This window comes from Xanthomonas sp. NCPPB 1068 (genome assembly GCF_041479385.2).
Lineage (GTDB): Bacteria > Pseudomonadota > Gammaproteobacteria > Xanthomonadales > Xanthomonadaceae > Xanthomonas > Xanthomonas cannabis.
Genome location: NZ_CM192986.1, coordinates 747037 through 764744 on the forward strand (window position 1 = coordinate 747037; position 17708 = coordinate 764744).

A 17708-nucleotide genomic window follows, 5' to 3' on the forward strand; every position below is an offset into this window, starting at 1 on the left:
TCGCGCGCAGCGCAGACTGTTGCAGTCTGCGCTGCACCGTTGGGCGCGAGCTGCACGCCCAACGCGTGTCGATCAACCTGCCGCGCAGAAACCGAATTCTGCCGTCGCACCTGCCGCCAGGGTGCGGTTGAAATCCACCCCGCTGGCCTTGAGCGTGGTGCCACTCTGCGACCAGGTGACGTTCCAGGCGTTATTGACGGTACCGGTGACCGGCAGCGAGATCGCCCAGGTACCGCTGGCGGTGCCGGTGTTGGTGACCTGCACGCGATTGCAGTAGCCACCGTTCCACTGGCTGTCCACGGTCACCTTGGTGCTGAAGCCAGCGCTTGGTGTCGGCGTAGGCGTCGGTGTCGGAGTAGGCGTGGGGGTCGGAGTCGGCGTCGGAGTTGGCGTGGTGGTGCTCACCGTTCCCCACAGCGTCCGCAACAGCGTCATCTTGTCCTGGCGCACGGTGGTCCAGTCATCGCGCAGGATGCCGCCGGTGTCGCCGCTGTTGGGGTTCCACGACCAGTAGAAGCCTTCGTTGATGCCCTTGCTGCGCAGGTACTTCACCAGCGCGTCCTGCCACACCTTGTCGCGCGCGTCGCCTTCGCCGTACTTGCCGCCGAACTCGCCCAGCAGCAGCGCGTACTTGCCGGCGAACTGGCCGAAGTGGCGGTCCCAGATGGCCGGCATGTTGTTGGGGAAGTTGCTGTCGTTGAAGTACGACTGCACATACACGTCCGGGCCGTACACGTGCGGCGCCAGCAGCAGGCGGTTGGCCGGAATGTTCAGCGGGGTGCAGGCCAGCGGCTGCAGGTTGCCGCCCCAGAAGATGCCGCCGTTGGTCGAGCACACCGGGTTGTCGGTAATGCCTTCCACCGCGATGATCCACTTCGGCGCCACGGCCAGCACCGCAGCCGAACCGCGCTCGGCGGCCTTGTTCCAGTCGGTGGCGGCGTTGCCGGTGCCCCAGGTGGCGGCGCCGTGGGGTTCGTTCTTCAGATCCAGGCCGAGCACGTACGGCACGTTCTTGTAGCGGTTGGCCACAAAACGCAGGTCGGCCAGCCACTGGGCTTCGGTGTAGGAGCCGGTGTACCAGAGCTCGGAGATGCCGGCGCAGTCGGGGGTGTGGTGGTCCAGCAGCACGTACATGCCGCGTGCGTTGAACTCGTTGATCACCTTGTCCAGGATCTGCAACGAGGTCAGGCCCTGCAGGTCGGCATTGCGGCTGTAGTCGATGCTGCTGGGCATCTGGCCGCTGCGCAGCGTGGCCGGGCAGAACGGCAGACGCACCGCATTGAAGCCCAGGCCCTGCATCTGGACGATCATGTCCTTCCAGTTGCGCGCCCACAGGCCATGCATGACATGGTTGCCGGTCTCGAAGCCGAAGACGTTGACGCCCTTGAGCTGAACCACCTTGCCGCTGTCGTCGACAATCTTGTTGTTGCTGATGGAATAGCTGAATGCCGGTGCGGCGGCCAGGGCCAGCGCGGTGGCGAGTGCAAGCGTACTTGCAGTCCTGAAGATGGACATGGTGGTCTCCTAGATGACCGGACTCGACACCCGAGCCCGGTGAGGGGGGCATCTTGGTCTGCGGCAGCGTCGCGTGGCGTGATCGCAGCCACAGAAAGGCGCATTGGCGCACGGGTCACAGGCAGGCTGCGGGCGCGGTCGCTTTCCCGCACACTATTGCCGCTGCGTGCTGTCCGCAGGCTGTCCTTTCTGTCCCCGGAGTGTCCCCGATGTCCCTTTTGCGTGCCGAACTGGCGCAATGGCGCGCCTCACCTGCGCGCGAACTCATGGCCGGTGCGGTCGCCACCTTTGCGCTGATTCCCGAAGTGATCGCGTTCGCGTTCGTGGCGGGCGTCGATCCGCAGGTGGGTCTGTTCGCCTCCTTCGTGATTGGCATCGTGATTGCGTTCTGTGGCGGACGCCCGGCGATGATTTCTGCTGCTGCCGGCTCGGTGGCGCTGGTCGCGGCGCCGCTGGTGGCCGCGCATGGGCTGCCGTATCTGCTGGCCGCCGGCTTGCTGGCCGGCGCGGTGCAGGTCCTGTTTGGCGTGCTGCGGCTGGGCGTGCTGATGCGCTTTGTCAGCAGTTCGGTGCGTACCGGTTTCGTCAACGCGCTGGCGGTACTGATCTTTGCCGCGCAGCTGCCGCATCTGCTCGGCGCCAACATGACCACGTGGGTGATGCTGGGCGTGGGCCTTGCGATCATCTACGGCCTGCCGCGGCTCCGCGTGCCTGGGCTGTCGGCGATTCCCTCGCCGCTGCTGTGCATCCTGCTGCTCACCATTGCCGGCAGCGCGCTGCAGTTGCCGCTCAAGACCGTGGCCGATCTGGGCAAGCTGCCCAACGCGCTGCCGTTCCTGCAATGGCCGGCGGTGCCGATGACGCTGGAGACCTTGCGCATCATCGCGCTGCCGGCGCTGGCCATTGCCATGGTGGGCCTGCTCGAATCGCTGATGACCGCGCGCGTGGTCGATGAACTCACCGATACGCCCAGCAACAAGAACCGCGAATGCACCGGGCTGGGCATCGCCAACGCCGCGGCCAGCCTGTTCGGCGGCATTGCCGGCTGCGGCATGATCGGGCAGACCGTGGGCAACGTGAAGTACGGCGGCCGTGGCCGGCTCTCCACCTTGTTTGCTGGCGTGTTCCTGCTGATCCTGATGGTGCTGCTCAAGCCGTGGGTGTCGCAGGTGCCGGTGGTGGCGCTGGTGGCGATCATGGTGATGGTGTCGGCGGAGACCTTCGACTGGCGCTCGCTGCGCACCGTGATCACCCATCCGCGCACCTCCAGCGTGGTGATGCTGGCCACGGTGGCGGTGACGTTGATCACCCACAACCTGGCCGCCGGGGTGGCGGTGGGCGTGGTGCTGAGCGGGGTGTTCTTCACCTTCAAGGTGGCCGGCCTGCTGCAGATCGCCCACAGCGACGGCACGGACGGCGTGCGCACCTACACCGTGCGCGGGCAGGTGTTCTTCGCTTCCGCCGATGTGTTCATCGACGCCTTCGACGCACGCGAGGTGCCCGGCCGTGCGGTGGTGATCGATGTGGGCCGCGCGCATTTCTGGGACATCACGGCGGTGGCGGCGCTGGACAAGGTGGTGCAGCGGCTGCGCCATCACGACCTGGAGGTGCAGGTGAAAGGCCTGAATGCCGGCAGCCGGCGGCTGATGCAGCGGCACGCACTGGGCGAAGACGCGCTGGAATCCGCACTGCCCTGAGCCAACAGGCCGAGTCCCCGCTTGGCGCCGTGCGATGCGCTGGCTGGTGTGCCGTGCTGGCTGGCTGGCCCGGTGCTGAGCAGGGCCGGCGAGCGGTCTCAAGTTTGCCTGGCGGGCGCCGATGAACCGGCATCCAGATTGCCGGTCGCTGTCGTGAAGCCTGTGCATTGCCATTCCCGTTGTCGGTCGGCCTGCTGCGTGCGGCACGGCCGGCCTGCGTCCGCGCATCGGCGGGGGCTGCAATGAGCGACGCGCCGTTGCTGGAGCGGATGGTGGACATGACCGCCATCCGCGATGCCGATCTGCTGGACCTGAGCCTGCTGCGCACCATGCGCGAGGTCTGCGCGGCCGAGGAGCTGTCGTTGCTGCGCATCGCGCCGGACGGCCGCACCATGGCCGAAACCCGGCTGCGCGACGACGGCCGCCTGTCGTTGACGGTGGCCGAGCTGAAGGATGCGCAGATGCGCTCCCAGCTGGCCGATGTGCATGGCCCGGGCGAGGCCGTGCAGCTGCATCAGGACGGCCGCGCGCTGCTGGTGTACCCGATGATGGAAGCACGCGGCATCCGCACCTGCCTGCGGGTGGCCGGCGCCCGCCCGCCCGGCGCCGCCGAGCAGGCCATGCTGCAGGGCTTTGCACGCTTCTTCCAGAACTACCGCAGCCTGCTCGACGATGCACAGCGCGATGCCCTGACCGGCCTGCGCAACCGCAAGACCTTCGACGACGTGATCCTGCGCCTGTTCTCCGGGGCGCAGTCCACGACGGAGCAGGGCGTGTGGCTGGGTATCGTGGACATCGATCACTTCAAGCGTGTCAACGACACCTTTGGCCATCTGTACGGCGACGAGGTGCTGCTGCTGGTCGCGCAGCTGATGCAGCGCACGTTCCGCCAGGACGACCTGCTGTTCCGCTTTGGCGGCGAGGAGTTCGTGATCGTGCTGCGCGGCGTGGACCGCGAATGCGCGGTCGGCCTGTTCGAGCGCTTTCGTCTGGCCGTGGCCGAGCATGTGTTTCCGCAGGTCGGCCAGGTCACGCTCAGCACCGGCATCGTGGAATTGACCCAGGGCCGCCTGATCAGCCAGTCGCTGGACGAAGCGGACAAGGCGCTGTACTGGGCCAAGCAGCATGGCCGCAACCGCGCGGCCGTGTACGCCGAGCTGGTGGGCAATGGCCAACTTCAGCACGCCATCCAACCCACCGGCAGCGTCGATCTGTTCTAGCGGCGCCCGCCCGGGCCACGCGGCATCGCTTCGCGCAATCCTGCTGCCCCGGCAATACGCGGCGGCACGACAGCGTGCAGTGCCCGCATGCATCCGCTTGCACCCGCGGCTGGCTACACTCCAGGGCTGTCTGATGATCTGGGGTATGCAATGAAGCGAGTTGCGGTAGGACTCTTGGCAATGGCGGTCTCGACCGCACTGATGGCGGCGGCGCCGACCTTCGATGGCGCGCGCATCTCGCGCGACGTCAAGGAGTTGGCCTCCGATGCCTATGAAGGCCGCGGCCCGGCCACGGCCGGCGAAGACAAGACCATCGCCTATCTGAGCAAGCAATTTGCCGACGCGGGCCTGCAGCCCGGCGGCGATCTCACCGGCGGCAAGCGCCTATGGACCCAGGCGGTGCCGCTGCGGCGCGCCGATATCGTCGGTGCGCCGACCATTGCGCTGGCCAATGCCGGCAAGCCGCAGACCCTGACCCAGGGCCAGCAGATCGCCATCCGCGCTGCGCTCGATGGTTCGTCCAAGGTCGACATCGCCAACGCACCGCTGGTCTTCGTCGGTTACGGCGTCAAGGCGCCGGAGCGCGACTGGGACGACTTCAAGGGCGTGGACCTGAAGGGCAAGATCGCGGTGGTGCTGATCAACGACCCGGATTTCGAAACCGGCAAGGGCGCCTTCGATGGCGCCGGCATGACCTACTACGGCCGCTGGACCTACAAGTACGAAGAAGGCGCCCGCCAGGGCGCGCTCGGCGTGCTGGTGGTGCACGAAACCGCGCCGGCCTCCTATGGCTGGGACACGGTGGCCAGTTCCAACACCAACACCATGTTTGATGTGGTGCGCGACAACCCGCGCAGCGCGCATCCCACCCTGGAAGGCTGGATCCAGCGCGATCTGGCTGCCGACCTGTTCAAGCACGCCGGGCTGGACTTCGACACCTTGAAGAAGCAGGCGCAGACGCGCGATTTCAAGCCGGTCGAGCTGAAGGGCCAGCGCCTGAGCGCCAGCTACCAGGTCAAGTCCGACGTGATCACCTCGCACAATGTGGTGGCGCGCCTGGAAGGCAGCAAGCGCCCGAACGAAACCCTGATCTACAGCGCGCACTGGGACCACATCGGCGTGGGCAAGCCGGACGCACGCGGCGACACCATCTTCAACGGTGCCTTGGACAACGCCAGCGGCACGGCCGCGCTGCTGGAGCTGGCACGCGGTTTCGCCACCGGACCGAAGCCCGAGCGCTCGGTCGTGTTCCTGGCCGTCACTGCCGAAGAAAAGGGGTTGCTGGGTTCGGAGTTCTACGCCTCCAAGCCGCTGTACCCGCTGGACACCACCGTGGCGGTGATCAACATGGACGGCATGAACCCGTTCGTGCCCTCACGCGATTTCGGCATCTACGGCACCGCCAAGCTCGAGCTGCTCGACCAGCTCAAGCGCGTGGCCGCGCAATCCAAGCTGCGTTACACCCCCGATCCCAAGCCGCAGGCCGGGTATTTCTTCCGTTCCGACCACTTCTCGTTTGCCAAGCGCGGCGTGCCGGCGCTGTCTTATGCGGCCGGGCAGGATTGGGAAGTAGGCGGCGTGGCGGCAGGCAAGGCCGCATCGGACGACTACACCGCCAAGCGCTATCACCAGCAGGGCGACGAGTGGAAGCCGGACTGGACCTTCGCCGGTGCCGCGCGCGATCTGGGCGTGCTGTACACGCTGGGCCAGCAGCTGGCCGATTCGCGTCAATGGCCGAACTGGAGCAGCGATTCTGAGTTCCGCGCCACCCGCGATGCCAGCGAGGCGGCGCGCAAGTAGCAGCCGCTCACCAATTTGCGGGCGGCAAGGGCACCGCCCGCTACCAGACGTGAAGACAGCCAGGTGTTCGCGAGACGCACAGTGCAGGCGTCTCGATCTGATGGCTTAGTACGGAAAGGTCAGGCGCAGAGTGGATCATCTGCGCCTTTGCTGCAGGGGCTCTTGACCAGACTTGAAGATCGCCAAACGCTCGCGATACGCACATTGCAGTTGTCTCAACCTGATTGCTCGCTACGGACAGATCAGGCGCAGAGCGGATCATCTGGGCCTTTGCTGCAGGGCCCTTGCCCGCCCACCATCGCAGGACACGCCGCAAGTACATCCATGTAGCTCCTTGGCGGCATCCATGCCGCCAAGGGTCCTGCGACGGTGGGCGGGCAAGGACCAGTGGAGTTGGTCGGTCCGCATGGATCTCAACAGCGACTCGCAAGCTGGCTGCGCGGTGACCTTTGCTCTTCGACAAAACCACCAACCAACTGTCTGGCGTGGTGTCCTCGCCGATTGCGGGACCGTGTGGCGGCATGGATGCCGCCACCGAGCCCCCATGGACGGGTTTACGGCGTGTCCCGCGAGCGGTGAGGGCACCGCGCGCTCGACCAGACTGGAAGCTTGAAGATCGCCAAGCGCTCGCGATACGCACGACGCAGTCGTTGCTACCTGATGCTCGATCCGGACAGATCAGGCACAGAGCGGACCATCTGCGCCTTTGCTGCAGGGCCCTTGCCCGCCCACCATCGCAGGACACGCCGCAAGTACATCCCTATAGCTCCGTGGCAGCATTCATGCCGCCACAGGGTCCGGCGACGGGGGCGGGCAAGGACCAGTCACGATGGTCGGTGCGCTGTGTCTGCAGTCGGTGCGCAGTGGTTTCAACAATCAGCCGACCAGCCACGCTTCAACGTCTGACTTGACCGCATCCAGCGGCTCGACGCCAAGGCCCCGTCGCTGCAACCGATTGCGCCTCATGGCACGCCACTTGCAATCTCTCGGGATGACAGCCCGGCCAGCGGCCCGTGACAGCGCGTGTGCCAGGCTGCAATCTGTTGGGGTTGCGTTCGGTCGTCACGTCGTAGTCTGCCGCGCGGTCCTCGTCGGGAGGGGCGAAGACTGCACAATGGCCTTCGTTTCCTTTAACGGTCGATTCTTTAGGATGAGCCGCGACGTTGCGTCGCCGCCAGGAGAGTTTGTGCATCGGAGTGGTTTCATAGCTGCCAACACCGCGACCTGGTCGCACGCCGCCGGGCACGTCCTGCGTGCGGCGCACCTGGCAACGTCGCTACGCGTTGCGGGGATGGACCTCCCGCATCAGCCCCTACTGTCGCCAGCGTGCGACGGGCAGCCTTGATGGACGGCACCGTGACCCTTCCCCCCGCACCAACCGCAGTCTCTTCCGTTTCCGCCCTCGATGCCGGCCAGCCCACGCTGCCGCCGGAAGCGCCCTTGGCCATGCCCGAACAAAGCCTGCGCGAAGGCAGCCTGCAGGTTCGCCACCAGCGCACCTCGCCGGTGGGCATCGGTGTGCGCCGCTTCTATCTGATCGGCGGCACCTTCGCCACTACGGCCATTGCGGTGTGGGTGATGCTCAGCGTGCTGTGGCCCGACGGCATCAGCGTGCTGGAAGGCTGCCTGCTCGGCCTGTTCGTGCTGCTGTTCGCCTGGATCGCCATGTCGTTTGCCAGCGCGGTAGCCGGTTTCGTCACCGTGGTGGCGCGCGCCGGGCGCAAGCTCGGCATCGACCCCGAGCAGCCGCTGCCCACGCTGCGCTCGCGCACCGCGCTGCTGATGCCGACGTATAACGAAGACCCGCGCCGCCTGTTGGCCGGCCTGCAGGCCATCTACGAATCGGTGGCCGAAACCGGCCAGCTGGAGCACTTCGATTTCTTCGTGCTCAGCGACACCACCCGCGACAACATCGGGCGTGCCGAAGAACTGGTTTACAACGAGCTGTGCGACCGCGTCGACGGGCACGGCCGCATCTTCTACCGCCGCCGCGCCGACAATGCCGCGCGCAAGGCCGGCAACGTAGCCGACTGGGTGCGCCGGTTCGGTGGCAGCTACCCGCAAATGCTGATCCTGGACGCCGACAGCGTGATGACCGGCGACACCATCGTGCGGCTGGTTGCCGGCATGGAAAACAACCCGGACGTGGGCCTGATCCAGACCCTGCCGGCCGTGGTCAATGGCCAGACCCTGTTCGCCCGCATGCAGCAGTTCGGCGGCCGCGTGTACGGGCCGATCATCGCCTTCGGCGTGGCCTGGTGGCATGGCGCCGAGAGCAACTACTGGGGCCACAACGCCATCATCCGCACCCAGGCCTTCGCCGATCATGCCGGCCTGCCGTCGCTGCGCGGGCGCAAGCCGTTCGGCGGGCATGTGCTCAGCCACGACTTCGTCGAAGCGGCGCTGATGCGCCGTGGCGGCTGGGCCATGCACATGGTGCCGTACCTGCAGGGCAGCTATGAAGAAGGCCCGCCCACGCTCACCGACCTGCTGATCCGCGACCGCCGCTGGTGCCAGGGCAACCTGCAGCATGCCAAGGTGGTCGGCGCCAAGGGCCTGCACTGGATCAGCCGCATGCACATGCTGATCGGCATCGGCCATTATTTCACCGCGCCGATGTGGGGCCTGCTGATGCTGATCGGCATCGGCATTCCGCTGGCGGGCGGCGGCATCGATCTGGCCGGCAACCTGCCGTTCTCGCCGGCGCGCTACTGGCACGGCAGCAGCCAGGGCAATGCGATCTGGATCTTCGTCTGCACCATGTTCGTGCTGCTGGCTCCCAAGCTGCTGGGCTATATCGCGCTGCTGCTCAACCCGCGCGAACTGCGCGCCTGTGGCGGCGCCATCCGCGCCATGCTGAGCATCCTGCTGGAAACCGTGCTGGCTGCCTTGATGGCGCCGGTGGTGATGTACCTGCAGTCGCGCGGCGTGTTCGAAGTGCTGGCCGGCAAGGACTCAGGTTGGGACGCGCAGGTGCGCGACGACGGCAAGCTGTCGTGGCCGGCCTTGCTGCAAAGCTATGGGGGCCTGACCGTGTTCGGCCTGTTCATGGGCGCGGTGGCCTACACGGTGTCGCCGTCGCTGGCGGCCTGGATGGCGCCGGTGATCGTGGGCATGGCGTTGTCGATCCCGGTGGTGGCGCTGACCTCGCTGCGTCGCACCGGCATGGCGCTACGCCGCGCCGGCATTTTCTGCATCCCCGAAGAACTCGACCCGCCCAAGGTGCTGGTGCGTGCGTCCGAGCTGCGCCGCGCCGCTGCGCTGGAACCCTCGCTGATCTGAGTGCTCGCGGGTGTGATCCGCCCTTAGCTGACCGGCGCGTGCCCTGGCGCGCGCGCCGATCGCTGCACACCCATGTGCTCGCTTCCGGTCCTGCGCTGCGGCGGTCCGGCCCTGGCGTGATCGGGCCGATCCGGCGCGCAAGGCATAATGCCCAGCCCGCAAGCGGAGCTGGATGATGCTGGAAGTGATCGAACGCGAGACCGGACCCGACCCGCAATGGAGCGTGCTGTGGCTGCACGGGCTGGGCGCCGATGGCAGCGACTTCGCCCCGATGGTGCCGGAGCTGGTGCGCCCGCAGTGGCCGGCGCTGCGCTTCGTGTTCCCGCATGCGCCGATCCGCCCGATCACCATCAACAACGGCGTGCGCATGCGCGGCTGGTACGACATCGTCGGCATGGATTTCGCCCAGCGCGCCGACAAGGCCGGCATTGCCGAATCGGTGGCCCAGGTCGACGCCCTGATTGCCCATGAGCAAAGCCGCGGCATCGCGCCCGAGCGCATCCTGCTGGCCGGCTTTTCGCAAGGCGGCGCGGTGACCCTGGCCGTTGGCCTGCAGCGCAGCGTGCCGCTGGCCGGGCTGATCGCCCTGTCCACCTATCTGCCGGATCCGGCTGCAGCCGCCAGCCAGTTGCAGCCGGCGGCCCTGCGCCAACCGCTGTTCATGGCCCATGGCACCGCCGACCCGGTGGTGCCGTTCGCGGCCGGCCAGGCCAGTATGCAGGCCCTGCGCATGCTGGGCTTTGCACTGGAGTGGCAGACCTATCCGATGGGGCATCAGGTCTGCCTGGAAGAGATCGAGGCCCTGCGCGACTGGATGCAGGCGCGCTTCACCGCCGCCTGAGCCCATGGCCACCGGCGCGCCGCAGATCACCTGGATGCCGGACCTGTGCCGGCTGCCCCGGCTGGGCGCGATGCTGGGCCTGGCCGAACTGGTGGTGCTGGTGGTGACCCTGGTGCCCGACACCGGCGCCGCGCGCAGCATCACCCTGTCGCGCTTCGTCTCGGCCAGCGGCCTGGCGTTGTGGCTGGCCTTGGCGGTCAGCGTGTTGCTGTGCGTATTGCGGCCCAGCCTGTCGCGGTTGCCGCCCAAGCTGGGAGGGCTGGCGGCACTGTCGATTGCCGCGGTGGTGGCGGTGCTGGGGGCCGGCATCGTGCATGGCCTGTATGCGGTGCTCGGCCAGGCGCCACTTGGCCCCTTGGTCGGCTTCTGGCGGTTCACCCTGGGCAGTGCCGCCACGGTGGTGCTGATCACCGCGCTGGCGCTGCGCTATTTCTACGTCAGCGACCGCTGGGAGGCGCAGGTGCAGGCCAACGCGCGCGCCGAGGCCGATGCCCTGCAGGCGCGCATTCGGCCGCATTTTTTGTTCAACAGCATGAATCTGATTGCCAGCCTGCTGCGGCGCGACCCGGTGGTGGCCGAACAGGCGGTACTGGATCTGTCGGATCTGTTCCGCGCCGCGCTGGGGGCCGGCGAGGGCGTCTCGACCCTGCGCGCCGAATGCGAACTGGCCGAACGTTATCTGGCGATCGAATCGCTGCGCCTGGGCGAGCGCCTGCAGGTGCGCTGGCACCGCCAGGAGCCATTGCCCTGGGAACTGCCGATGCCGCGCCTGGTGCTGCAGCCATTGGTCGAAAACGCCGTGCTGCATGGCGTGTCGCGCATGCCCGAGGGCGGTACGCTGTACCTGTCGTTGCGCCAGCGCGGCAACCAGCTGCAGATCCGCATCGTCAACCCCGCCCCGCAGCCCGGCACCCAGTTGCCGCTGCTGGCCGGTGCCGGGCACGCCCAGGCCAGCATCTCGCACCGGCTGGCGTTCCAGTTCGGGGCCGGGGCACGGATGGCGGCCAGCTGGACTGAAGGCTACTATGCCTGCGAGATCACATTGCCGCTGCCGTGAGGGGAAAGTCACTGCAGCGAGGGGGAGCCCATGACGGCCACGCAAGTGCGGGTGCTGATCGCCGATGACGAGCCACTGGCGCGCGAGCGCCTGCGCATGCTGCTGGCCGAGCATCCGCAGGTCGAGGTGATCGGCGAGGCCGAAAACGGCGCGCAGGTGCTGCAGCAATGCGAACACCTGCACCCGGATCTGGTGCTGCTGGATATCGCCATGCCCGGGGTGGACGGGCTGGAAACCGCCCGCCTGCTGCGGCAACGCCAGCCGCCCCCGGCGGTGGTGTTCTGCACCGCCTACGACCAGCATGCGTTGTCGGCATTCGATGCAGCCGCGCTGGATTACCTGATGAAACCGGTGCGCCCGGAACGCCTGGCGTCTGCGCTGGAAAAGGTGGCCACCTTCCTGGCCGGCCGCGCGCCCAGCGTCGCGCAGGCCCCGCTGCGCACGCATCTGTGCGCCCGTCTGCGCGGCAGCCTGCGGTTGATCCCCATCGGCGACATCCGTTACCTGCAGGCCGAGGAAAAGTACGTCATCGTCCATCACGCCCGGGGCGAAGACCTGATCGAAGAGTCGCTCAAGTCATTGGAGGACGAATTTGCCGACCGTCTGGTGCGCATCCATCGCAACTGCCTGGTCGCCCGCGATGAACTGGTGGAACTGCGCCGCAGCAGCGATGGCCAGGTGCACGCAGTGCTGCGCAACGTGCCGCAGCCGCTGGAAGTGAGCCGCCGTTGCGTGGCCAGCCTGCGCGAACAACTGCGCTAGAGCAGGTGGATCGCCGTGGGCCGGGTGGAGCGGCGCACAGCACGGAGCAGCGGGCAATGGCGGGTGGAGCTGTGCCGCAGCAGTAATCGTCGGCGCACGCGGTTTAGCGCAACGTGGCGCAGCCGCTGGAAGTGCGGCGACGCAGCGTAGCCAGCCTGCGCGAACGACTGCGCCAGGGCAGGCCAATCGCCGTGGGCCGGATGGAGCGGAGCGCACGCGCAGACACGGTGCACCGCTGACGGCAGACGAGCGGGTCCTTCGCCGAAAGATGACGCTGCCACCGCCAGGACCTGCTCCGCGGTCTCGGGCGTCATCGGTTGCACCGCTTGTAGCGCTGATCACTCCCCATGCGCCGCAGGCTGGCGCCAGCCTGCGGCGCCGCGCGCTGACGGCCATGCCTTCGCCTCAGCCTTCCTGTTGCGGGGTGTGTATGAGTTACGCGCCGGCTCCGCGATAATGGGTGGATGACCACGCTCCGCATCGCCACCCGCAAGAGCCCGCTCGCCTTATGGCAGAGCGAACACGTCGCCGCCGCGCTGCGCCAGCACCATCCCGGCCTGGAGGTCGTGCTGGTGCCGATGAGCACCCGCGGCGACGAGGTGCTGGACCGCTCGCTGGCGGCGATCGGCGGCAAGGGCCTGTTCCTGAAGGAACTGGAGCTGGCCATGCTGCGCGGCGAGGCCGACTGCGCGGTGCATTCGCTCAAGGACGTGCCGATGGAGCTGGACGCGCCGTTCGTGCTGCCGGCGATCCTGGGCCGCGGTGATGCCGCCGATGCGCTGGTGTCCAACCTCTACGCCAGCCTGCAGGCCTTGCCGCTGGGCGCACGCGTGGGCACCTCGTCGCTGCGTCGCCAGGCGCAGCTGCGCGCCGCGCGCCCGGATCTGGAGCTGATCGACCTGCGCGGCAACGTCAATACGCGTCTGGCCAAGCTGGATAACGGCGGCTACGACGCCATCGTGCTGGCCTGTGCCGGCCTGCAGCGGCTGGGTCTGGATGCGCGCATCAGTGCGCGATTGGACGCGCCGGAGTGGTTGCCGGCTCCGGCGCAGGGCGCAGTGGCGGTGGAGTGCCGTGGCGACGATGCGCGTGTCCACCGTCTGCTGGCGGTGCTGGACGCGCCCGCCACCCGCGTCTGCGTGGAAGCCGAGCGCGCAATGAACCGTGCGCTGCACGGCAGCTGTCACGTCCCGGTGGCTGCATTCGCGCGCTGGGAAGGCGAGGGCCTGTACCTGCAGGGCATGGTCGGCAGCGCCAGCGACGGACGCCTGATCCACGCCGAGGCCCATGGCAGCGCCGCAGACACCGAAGACCTGGGCCGCCGCGTCGCGCAGGGCCTGTTCGACAAGGGTGCCGCGCAGCTGCTGGCCGAACTCTGACCCGGCCTGGAACAGACATCTGCCTCGTAGGAGCGGCCCTGGCCGCGAGAGGCTTCACCGGGAAAGCCCTCGCGGCCATGTCCGCTCCTACAGGCGCAGTTGCGGATTCGAACGTGGGACCGATCGACCGCCGCCTCGGCTAGGCCTGTCCGGCAGGGCGCCGCTCTTCGTAGGAGCGGCCTTGGCCGCGAGAGGCTTCACCGGGAAAGCCCTTCGCGGCCAGGGCCGCTCCTACATTTGCGGGTTGTTTACTTGAAGGTGTAGACCAGGTTGACCGTGGTCAGCGTGTCGGTCTTCTTGTCGCCATCGCTGACCTCGCTGTTGTGGCGCATCTGCCAGGCCGCCTTCAGCGCGAAGTGCGAGTTCATGCTCACCTGCACGCCGAAGTCGTTCTGCGCATACGTGTTGTATTCGCCCGATTCCACCAGCAGCGTGTTGATCAGGTCGGTGTTGTCGGTGACGGTGTACTTCAGGTCGAACAGGCCACGCCCGATCAGGCCGGTCTCGTTGCGGTCCTCGTCGCTGTTGTGCGCGCGGCGGATACCCGGGCCCACCTGCGCGTCCAGATAGAACCGGTCGGCGTTGATCAGGCGTGTGCCGTAGCCGATACCGAAGGTGGCCAGGCGATCGTAGGTGGCGAAGTCGTCGTGTTCGTAGCGGCCGGTGGCGGTGAGCTGGCGGTGTTCGCCCAGCTGCAATGCGCTGCCGGCGCTGCCGGTGTAACGCTCGGCGGTGGTCTGGCGCTCGCGCGTGGTGCTGCCGTCGTCATTGGTGTTGGTGTATTCCGAGCTCGATCGCAGCGCGGTGGCATCCAGGCTGTGGATCCAGTCGCCGTCGGTATAGCGCAGGCGGATGCGGCCGTTCAGGCTGTCGGTAGTGCTGTTGCCATGCGCGGCGGCGTAGCCAAGCTCGCCACTGCTGCCGCCCCAGGGCGATGGCATCACCGCCGCGGCGGGGTCCACCGGCGTTGGTGCAACTGCCTGGGCCCAGACGGCGGGCGTGATCAACAACAACGGCAGCAGGGCAGACAACGGGGCACGGCGGGACATGGGCGGCTCGCTTGAGGGCAGGGCAGGAGGGTGGAAGCGATTTCATGATAACGGACTGTGCGGTCCGTCATAACCGGGTGAACGCCACGCTTCATTGGCGGTTGGGATGCTGCTGCCGAGCATTCCGCTTGAGCTCGGTACTCGGGTTTGGTTTGCCGCCAGTGCTGCTGGAACCCACCATGGCGCCCGCAGTCTGTGCCTGGATCCCTGGCACCGGGCCATGGATGGATTGCGCTGCCACCAAGGTCCTACGCCAGCCGCCCGCCAGCGCGTCTGCCGGCAGCGCCTCCAGCACACCACGCGCCCGTGGGGCACCCGCCGCACCACGGCACAGGTGCCACGCTCACCCCGTCGCGCGAAGACTCGGACATAATCGGCGCATGGACCGCTATGAACGCATCAACTCCCTGCATCGCTTGCTCAAATCGGCGCGCTACCCGGTCACGGTGGCGCGGCTGCAGGATGAGCTGAGCTGTTCCCGTGCCACCGTGTACCGCGACCTGGCGTTTCTGCGCGATGCGCTGATGGCGCCGGTGGAAGGCGATGGCGAATCGGGCTTCCGGTATCTGTCCGGCGAGAGCGATCGGTTTGAACTGCCTGGCCTGTGGCTGAGCTCGGAAGAGCTGCACGCGCTTCTGGCCTCGCAGCAGTTGCTCGCACGCACCGGTGGCGGGGTGTTGTCCTCGATGCTGGCGCCGTTGCAGCAGCGCATCGAAGGCCTGCTGGCCGCCCAGGCGGGCGTATCGCAGTGGCCGGTGGATCGGGTGCGGGTAATTCCGCACCGCGGCCGCAAGCTGGACGAAGCCAGCTTCCGCACGGTGGCTTCCGGCGTGCTGGAGCGCAAGCAGCTGAGCTTCGATTACCGCGCGCGCTCTACCGACGAGTCGACCAAGCGCACCGTGTCGCCGCAGCGCATCACCCATTACCGCGACAACTGGTACCTGGATGCCTGGGACCACGGCCGCGACGGCGTGCGCAGCTTCGCGGTGGACCGCATCAACCACGCGCGCCTGCTCGATGCCGCGCCGCGCGATGTGCCCGACAGCGAGCTCGATGAGCAGCTCGCGGCCAGTTACGGCATCTTTTCCGGTGCGCCCAAGGGCTGGGCGACCATCGTGTTCAGCGCCAAGGCCGCGCGCTGGGTGGCCGACGAACACTGGCATTCCAAGCAGCAGGGCCGTTTCATGCCCGATGGCCGCTACGAGCTCAGATTGCCGTACAGCAATTCGCGCGAACTGCTGATGGACGTGCTGCACTACGGCTCGGACGCAGAAATCGTCGAGCCGATCTCATTGCGCGAGCAGGCCAAGGCGCTGCTGTCGCTGGCATTGAGCAACTACGACTGAGCCAGAGGGGCCGCCTCTGCGCAGGTATTTTGTGCACCTGTTGGGCGGCCCGTTAGCGACATCCAGGGTCACGGGCCATCTCTTCAACGCAGGCACACTGCTGACGGGTTCGCCCGCGCGCGGCGCCGGTAGCCGGTGCCTCCGCCACTGTGCGTGCACGCCACGCGCGTGGACGATCACTTGCTGCACAGAGACAGGCTTGCTGCCGCAGCGTAACGGCAGTCGGCTTAGCGCTCGTTCGGCACTTCAAAACCCAGGCGGCCCACCTGTTCACGCAGCTGCGGCACCCGCTTGAGTTTGTCGGTGTAGATGGAATAGTCGTCGCGCATCTTGTTGACCAGTGTGCGGTACTGGTCGCGGCTCATGTCCGGCTTGCGCGAGAAGATCCAGGCCAGGTCGCGGCCGGGGTAGGAGATCAGCATCCACGAGCCATCCGGTGCGATTTCCAGGATGCGCTGCTTGGCCGGGATCACCTTGTAGAACCACACCCGCCAGTCGCGATTGCCGCTCTCTGCATCCACCGACGCGCGTGCGTTGACTTCCTTTTCCGGCTCGCTGAAGCCTTCGCGATACAGATAGCGCACCGCCACCTTGCCGTCTTCGACCAGGGTGTATTCGTCGCGGCTGGTCACGTGGCCGCGCTCGACCGCGTTGGGCATGCGCGCAATCACATACCAGGTACCCATGATCTTGGACAGATCGATCGCCGGCTCGGTGGTGGACGTGTCCCTGGCATGCGCCACGGGCAGGCCGAGGACGAGCAGGAAAGCGAGGGCGATCGTAACGGTCAGGCGCATCGCAACATCACAAAGGGGCGGTAGGTGCAGCACACTACCGCATGCAGGGGGCAAGTTCGCGTCAACGGTCGGGCCTGGCGCGCGCCACCGGCCCAACGGCAGCCGCTGGTACCCCGAACGGCGGGTGACGCGCGCGCAGCGGGTACCGGTCAGTCCGGCCAAGGGCATTGCTGCGCATGGCTGGAACACCGGCATGGTGCCCATGCCGCGTTGAAGGGGGCCGCACATCGGGCTGCGGTGGCGAGGTGCGACATTGGACAGGCGTCTGGCTGGCCGATCGCGCACTGAACGTGCATCGGTGCCGCCGGTTACCTTCTCGCTGACAGGCCAGCGCTGCCGCATGTCGGCAATGCGACGGGGCGGTGCGAATGGCGTTGCCCCAAGCGCGCGAGTGCCCGAACCCCGGACCCCGAATCCCCGCCAGCCCACCCGACGCGCCCACGATCGCCACATGCCGCCGCCGAACGGCGCCGCCCAGCCGTCCGCCGCCGCCCAGGCCCCGCGCAGCACCCGCCCGAGCGCCCGGCGATCCCAGTATCCAGGTCGCAGTCGGTGAGATGGAGGCAGGCAATGCTGCGCGCCTATTCCGATCCTTTCTGCCACGGAGTGCCGCCATGTCGCATCGTTCTTCCCGTCGTTCCGAACGCCCCGACCCGCGCGTGTTGCGCCCGATCCGGCAGATCGCCCTGGCCGGCCTGGCGCTGGTGTTGGTGTGGCCGGCCGCGCGCGGGCACAGCGAGTGGATCGGCTGGCTGCCGCTGTGGCTGGTGGGCATGCCGATGCTGGCCTGGTGGAGCCTGCACCGGTTCGCATTGCCGACGCTGGTGCGTCCGGGGGCACGAAGGGCCGCGCCGCGCCGACGCGGCCCGCAGGCGCAGCGCCGGCGGGTGGCTTCGCGGGCGGCGGCTCCGGCGCGCGCGGCCTGACCTTCGGCAGGGGAGGGCCGGCGAGGCGCTGTGCTAG

At 67.6% G+C, this 17708-nt stretch carries 13 protein-coding genes; 10 read left to right on the forward strand and 3 right to left on the reverse strand.

Annotation, left to right across the window (positions count from 1 at the left end):
• Nucleotides 1-72: 72 nt before the first annotated feature.
• Nucleotides 73-1515 (reverse strand): cellulase family glycosylhydrolase, encoded by a 1443-nt coding sequence (locus ACCQ12_RS03195; protein WP_372382929.1) that lies wholly within the window; start codon nucleotides 1513-1515, stop codon nucleotides 73-75.
• Between the two features lie 209 nt (nucleotides 1516-1724).
• Here ACCQ12_RS03195 and ACCQ12_RS03200 point away from each other — a divergent pair, with 209 nt between their 5' ends.
• The 8 genes from ACCQ12_RS03200 to hemC all read left to right on the forward strand — a co-directional run bounded on the left by ACCQ12_RS03200 (nucleotide 1725) and on the right by hemC (nucleotide 13553).
• Nucleotides 1725-3212 carry a SulP family inorganic anion transporter gene (locus tag ACCQ12_RS03200; protein ID WP_179453611.1) on the forward strand — a complete coding sequence of 496 codons (1488 nt, stop codon included), beginning with the start codon at nucleotides 1725-1727 and terminating at the stop codon, nucleotides 3210-3212.
• 242 nt (nucleotides 3213-3454) lie between these two features.
• On the forward strand, nucleotides 3455-4432 hold the full coding sequence (locus tag ACCQ12_RS03205; protein ID WP_199680154.1) for a GGDEF domain-containing protein: 978 nt from the start codon (nucleotides 3455-3457) through the stop codon (nucleotides 4430-4432).
• A gap of 150 nt (nucleotides 4433-4582) precedes the next feature.
• Complete coding sequence (locus ACCQ12_RS03210) at nucleotides 4583-6232, forward strand: M28 family metallopeptidase (protein ID WP_179453613.1); 1650 nt, start codon at nucleotides 4583-4585, stop codon at nucleotides 6230-6232.
• 1344 nt (nucleotides 6233-7576) lie between these two features.
• Nucleotides 7577-9514: a glucans biosynthesis glucosyltransferase MdoH gene (gene mdoH / locus ACCQ12_RS03215; RefSeq protein ID WP_047697238.1), complete on the forward strand. Its 1938-nt coding sequence runs from the start codon at nucleotides 7577-7579 to the stop codon at nucleotides 9512-9514.
• A gap of 172 nt (nucleotides 9515-9686) precedes the next feature.
• Nucleotides 9687-10355, forward strand: coding sequence for an alpha/beta hydrolase (locus ACCQ12_RS03220; protein ID WP_372382930.1), 669 nt, complete (start codon nucleotides 9687-9689; stop codon nucleotides 10353-10355).
• Nucleotides 10356-10359: 4 nt separating this feature from the next.
• Nucleotides 10360-11412, forward strand: coding sequence for a sensor histidine kinase (locus ACCQ12_RS03225; RefSeq protein ID WP_372382931.1), 1053 nt, complete (start codon nucleotides 10360-10362; stop codon nucleotides 11410-11412).
• A 30-nt stretch (nucleotides 11413-11442) separates the two neighbouring features.
• A complete protein-coding gene (locus tag ACCQ12_RS03230) occupies nucleotides 11443-12174 on the forward strand; it encodes a LytR/AlgR family response regulator transcription factor (protein ID WP_047697235.1) in 732 nt (243 codons plus the stop codon).
• A 464-nt stretch (nucleotides 12175-12638) separates the two neighbouring features.
• Entirely contained in the window at nucleotides 12639-13553 is a 915-nt protein-coding gene (hemC, locus tag ACCQ12_RS03235) for a hydroxymethylbilane synthase (RefSeq protein ID WP_184369346.1), read from the forward strand.
• 248 nt (nucleotides 13554-13801) lie between these two features.
• Here hemC and ACCQ12_RS03240 read toward each other — a convergent pair whose 3' ends face one another.
• A complete protein-coding gene (locus tag ACCQ12_RS03240) occupies nucleotides 13802-14602 on the reverse strand; it encodes a DUF481 domain-containing protein (protein ID WP_039415146.1) in 801 nt (266 codons plus the stop codon).
• A 380-nt stretch (nucleotides 14603-14982) separates the two neighbouring features.
• On the opposite strand from ACCQ12_RS03240, the gene ACCQ12_RS03245 reads away from it, so the two are divergent.
• Nucleotides 14983-15948, forward strand: a complete 966-nt coding sequence (locus tag ACCQ12_RS03245) for a helix-turn-helix transcriptional regulator (protein WP_047697230.1) — start codon at nucleotides 14983-14985, stop codon at nucleotides 15946-15948.
• Nucleotides 15949-16175: 227 nt separating this feature from the next.
• On the opposite strand, the gene ACCQ12_RS03250 is transcribed toward ACCQ12_RS03245, so the two are convergent.
• A complete protein-coding gene (locus tag ACCQ12_RS03250) occupies nucleotides 16176-16745 on the reverse strand; it encodes a lipocalin family protein (protein ID WP_047697228.1) in 570 nt (189 codons plus the stop codon).
• 614 nt (nucleotides 16746-17359) lie between these two features.
• On the opposite strand from ACCQ12_RS03250, the gene ACCQ12_RS03255 reads away from it, so the two are divergent.
• Nucleotides 17360-17671, forward strand: coding sequence for a hypothetical protein (locus ACCQ12_RS03255; protein WP_166743784.1), 312 nt, complete (start codon nucleotides 17360-17362; stop codon nucleotides 17669-17671).
• The last annotated feature ends 37 nt before the right edge of the window (nucleotides 17672-17708 follow it).

Excerpts from the sequence above, each read along its gene's own strand:
- mdoH (WP_047697238.1), top strand. The coding sequence starts at position 7,577 with ATGGACGGCACCGTGACCCTTCCCCCCGCACCAACCGCAGTCTCTTCC.
- ACCQ12_RS03225 (WP_372382931.1), top strand. The coding sequence starts at position 10,360 with ATGGCCACCGGCGCGCCGCAGATCACCTGGATGCCGGACCTGTGCCGG.
- hemC (WP_184369346.1), top strand. The coding sequence starts at position 12,639 with ATGACCACGCTCCGCATCGCCACCCGCAAGAGCCCGCTCGCCTTATGG.
- ACCQ12_RS03250 (WP_047697228.1), bottom strand. The coding sequence starts at position 16,745 with ATGCGCCTGACCGTTACGATCGCCCTCGCTTTCCTGCTCGTCCTCGGC.
- ACCQ12_RS03210 (WP_179453613.1), top strand. The coding sequence starts at position 4,583 with ATGAAGCGAGTTGCGGTAGGACTCTTGGCAATGGCGGTCTCGACCGCA.
- ACCQ12_RS03220 (WP_372382930.1), top strand. The coding sequence starts at position 9,687 with ATGATGCTGGAAGTGATCGAACGCGAGACCGGACCCGACCCGCAATGG.
- ACCQ12_RS03205 (WP_199680154.1), top strand. The coding sequence starts at position 3,455 with ATGAGCGACGCGCCGTTGCTGGAGCGGATGGTGGACATGACCGCCATC.
- ACCQ12_RS03230 (WP_047697235.1), top strand. The coding sequence starts at position 11,443 with ATGACGGCCACGCAAGTGCGGGTGCTGATCGCCGATGACGAGCCACTG.
- ACCQ12_RS03240 (WP_039415146.1), bottom strand. The coding sequence starts at position 14,602 with ATGTCCCGCCGTGCCCCGTTGTCTGCCCTGCTGCCGTTGTTGTTGATC.
- ACCQ12_RS03200 (WP_179453611.1), top strand. The coding sequence starts at position 1,725 with ATGTCCCTTTTGCGTGCCGAACTGGCGCAATGGCGCGCCTCACCTGCG.
- ACCQ12_RS03255 (WP_166743784.1), top strand. The coding sequence starts at position 17,360 with ATGTCGCATCGTTCTTCCCGTCGTTCCGAACGCCCCGACCCGCGCGTG.
- ACCQ12_RS03245 (WP_047697230.1), top strand. The coding sequence starts at position 14,983 with ATGGACCGCTATGAACGCATCAACTCCCTGCATCGCTTGCTCAAATCG.
- ACCQ12_RS03195 (WP_372382929.1), bottom strand. The coding sequence starts at position 1,515 with ATGTCCATCTTCAGGACTGCAAGTACGCTTGCACTCGCCACCGCGCTG.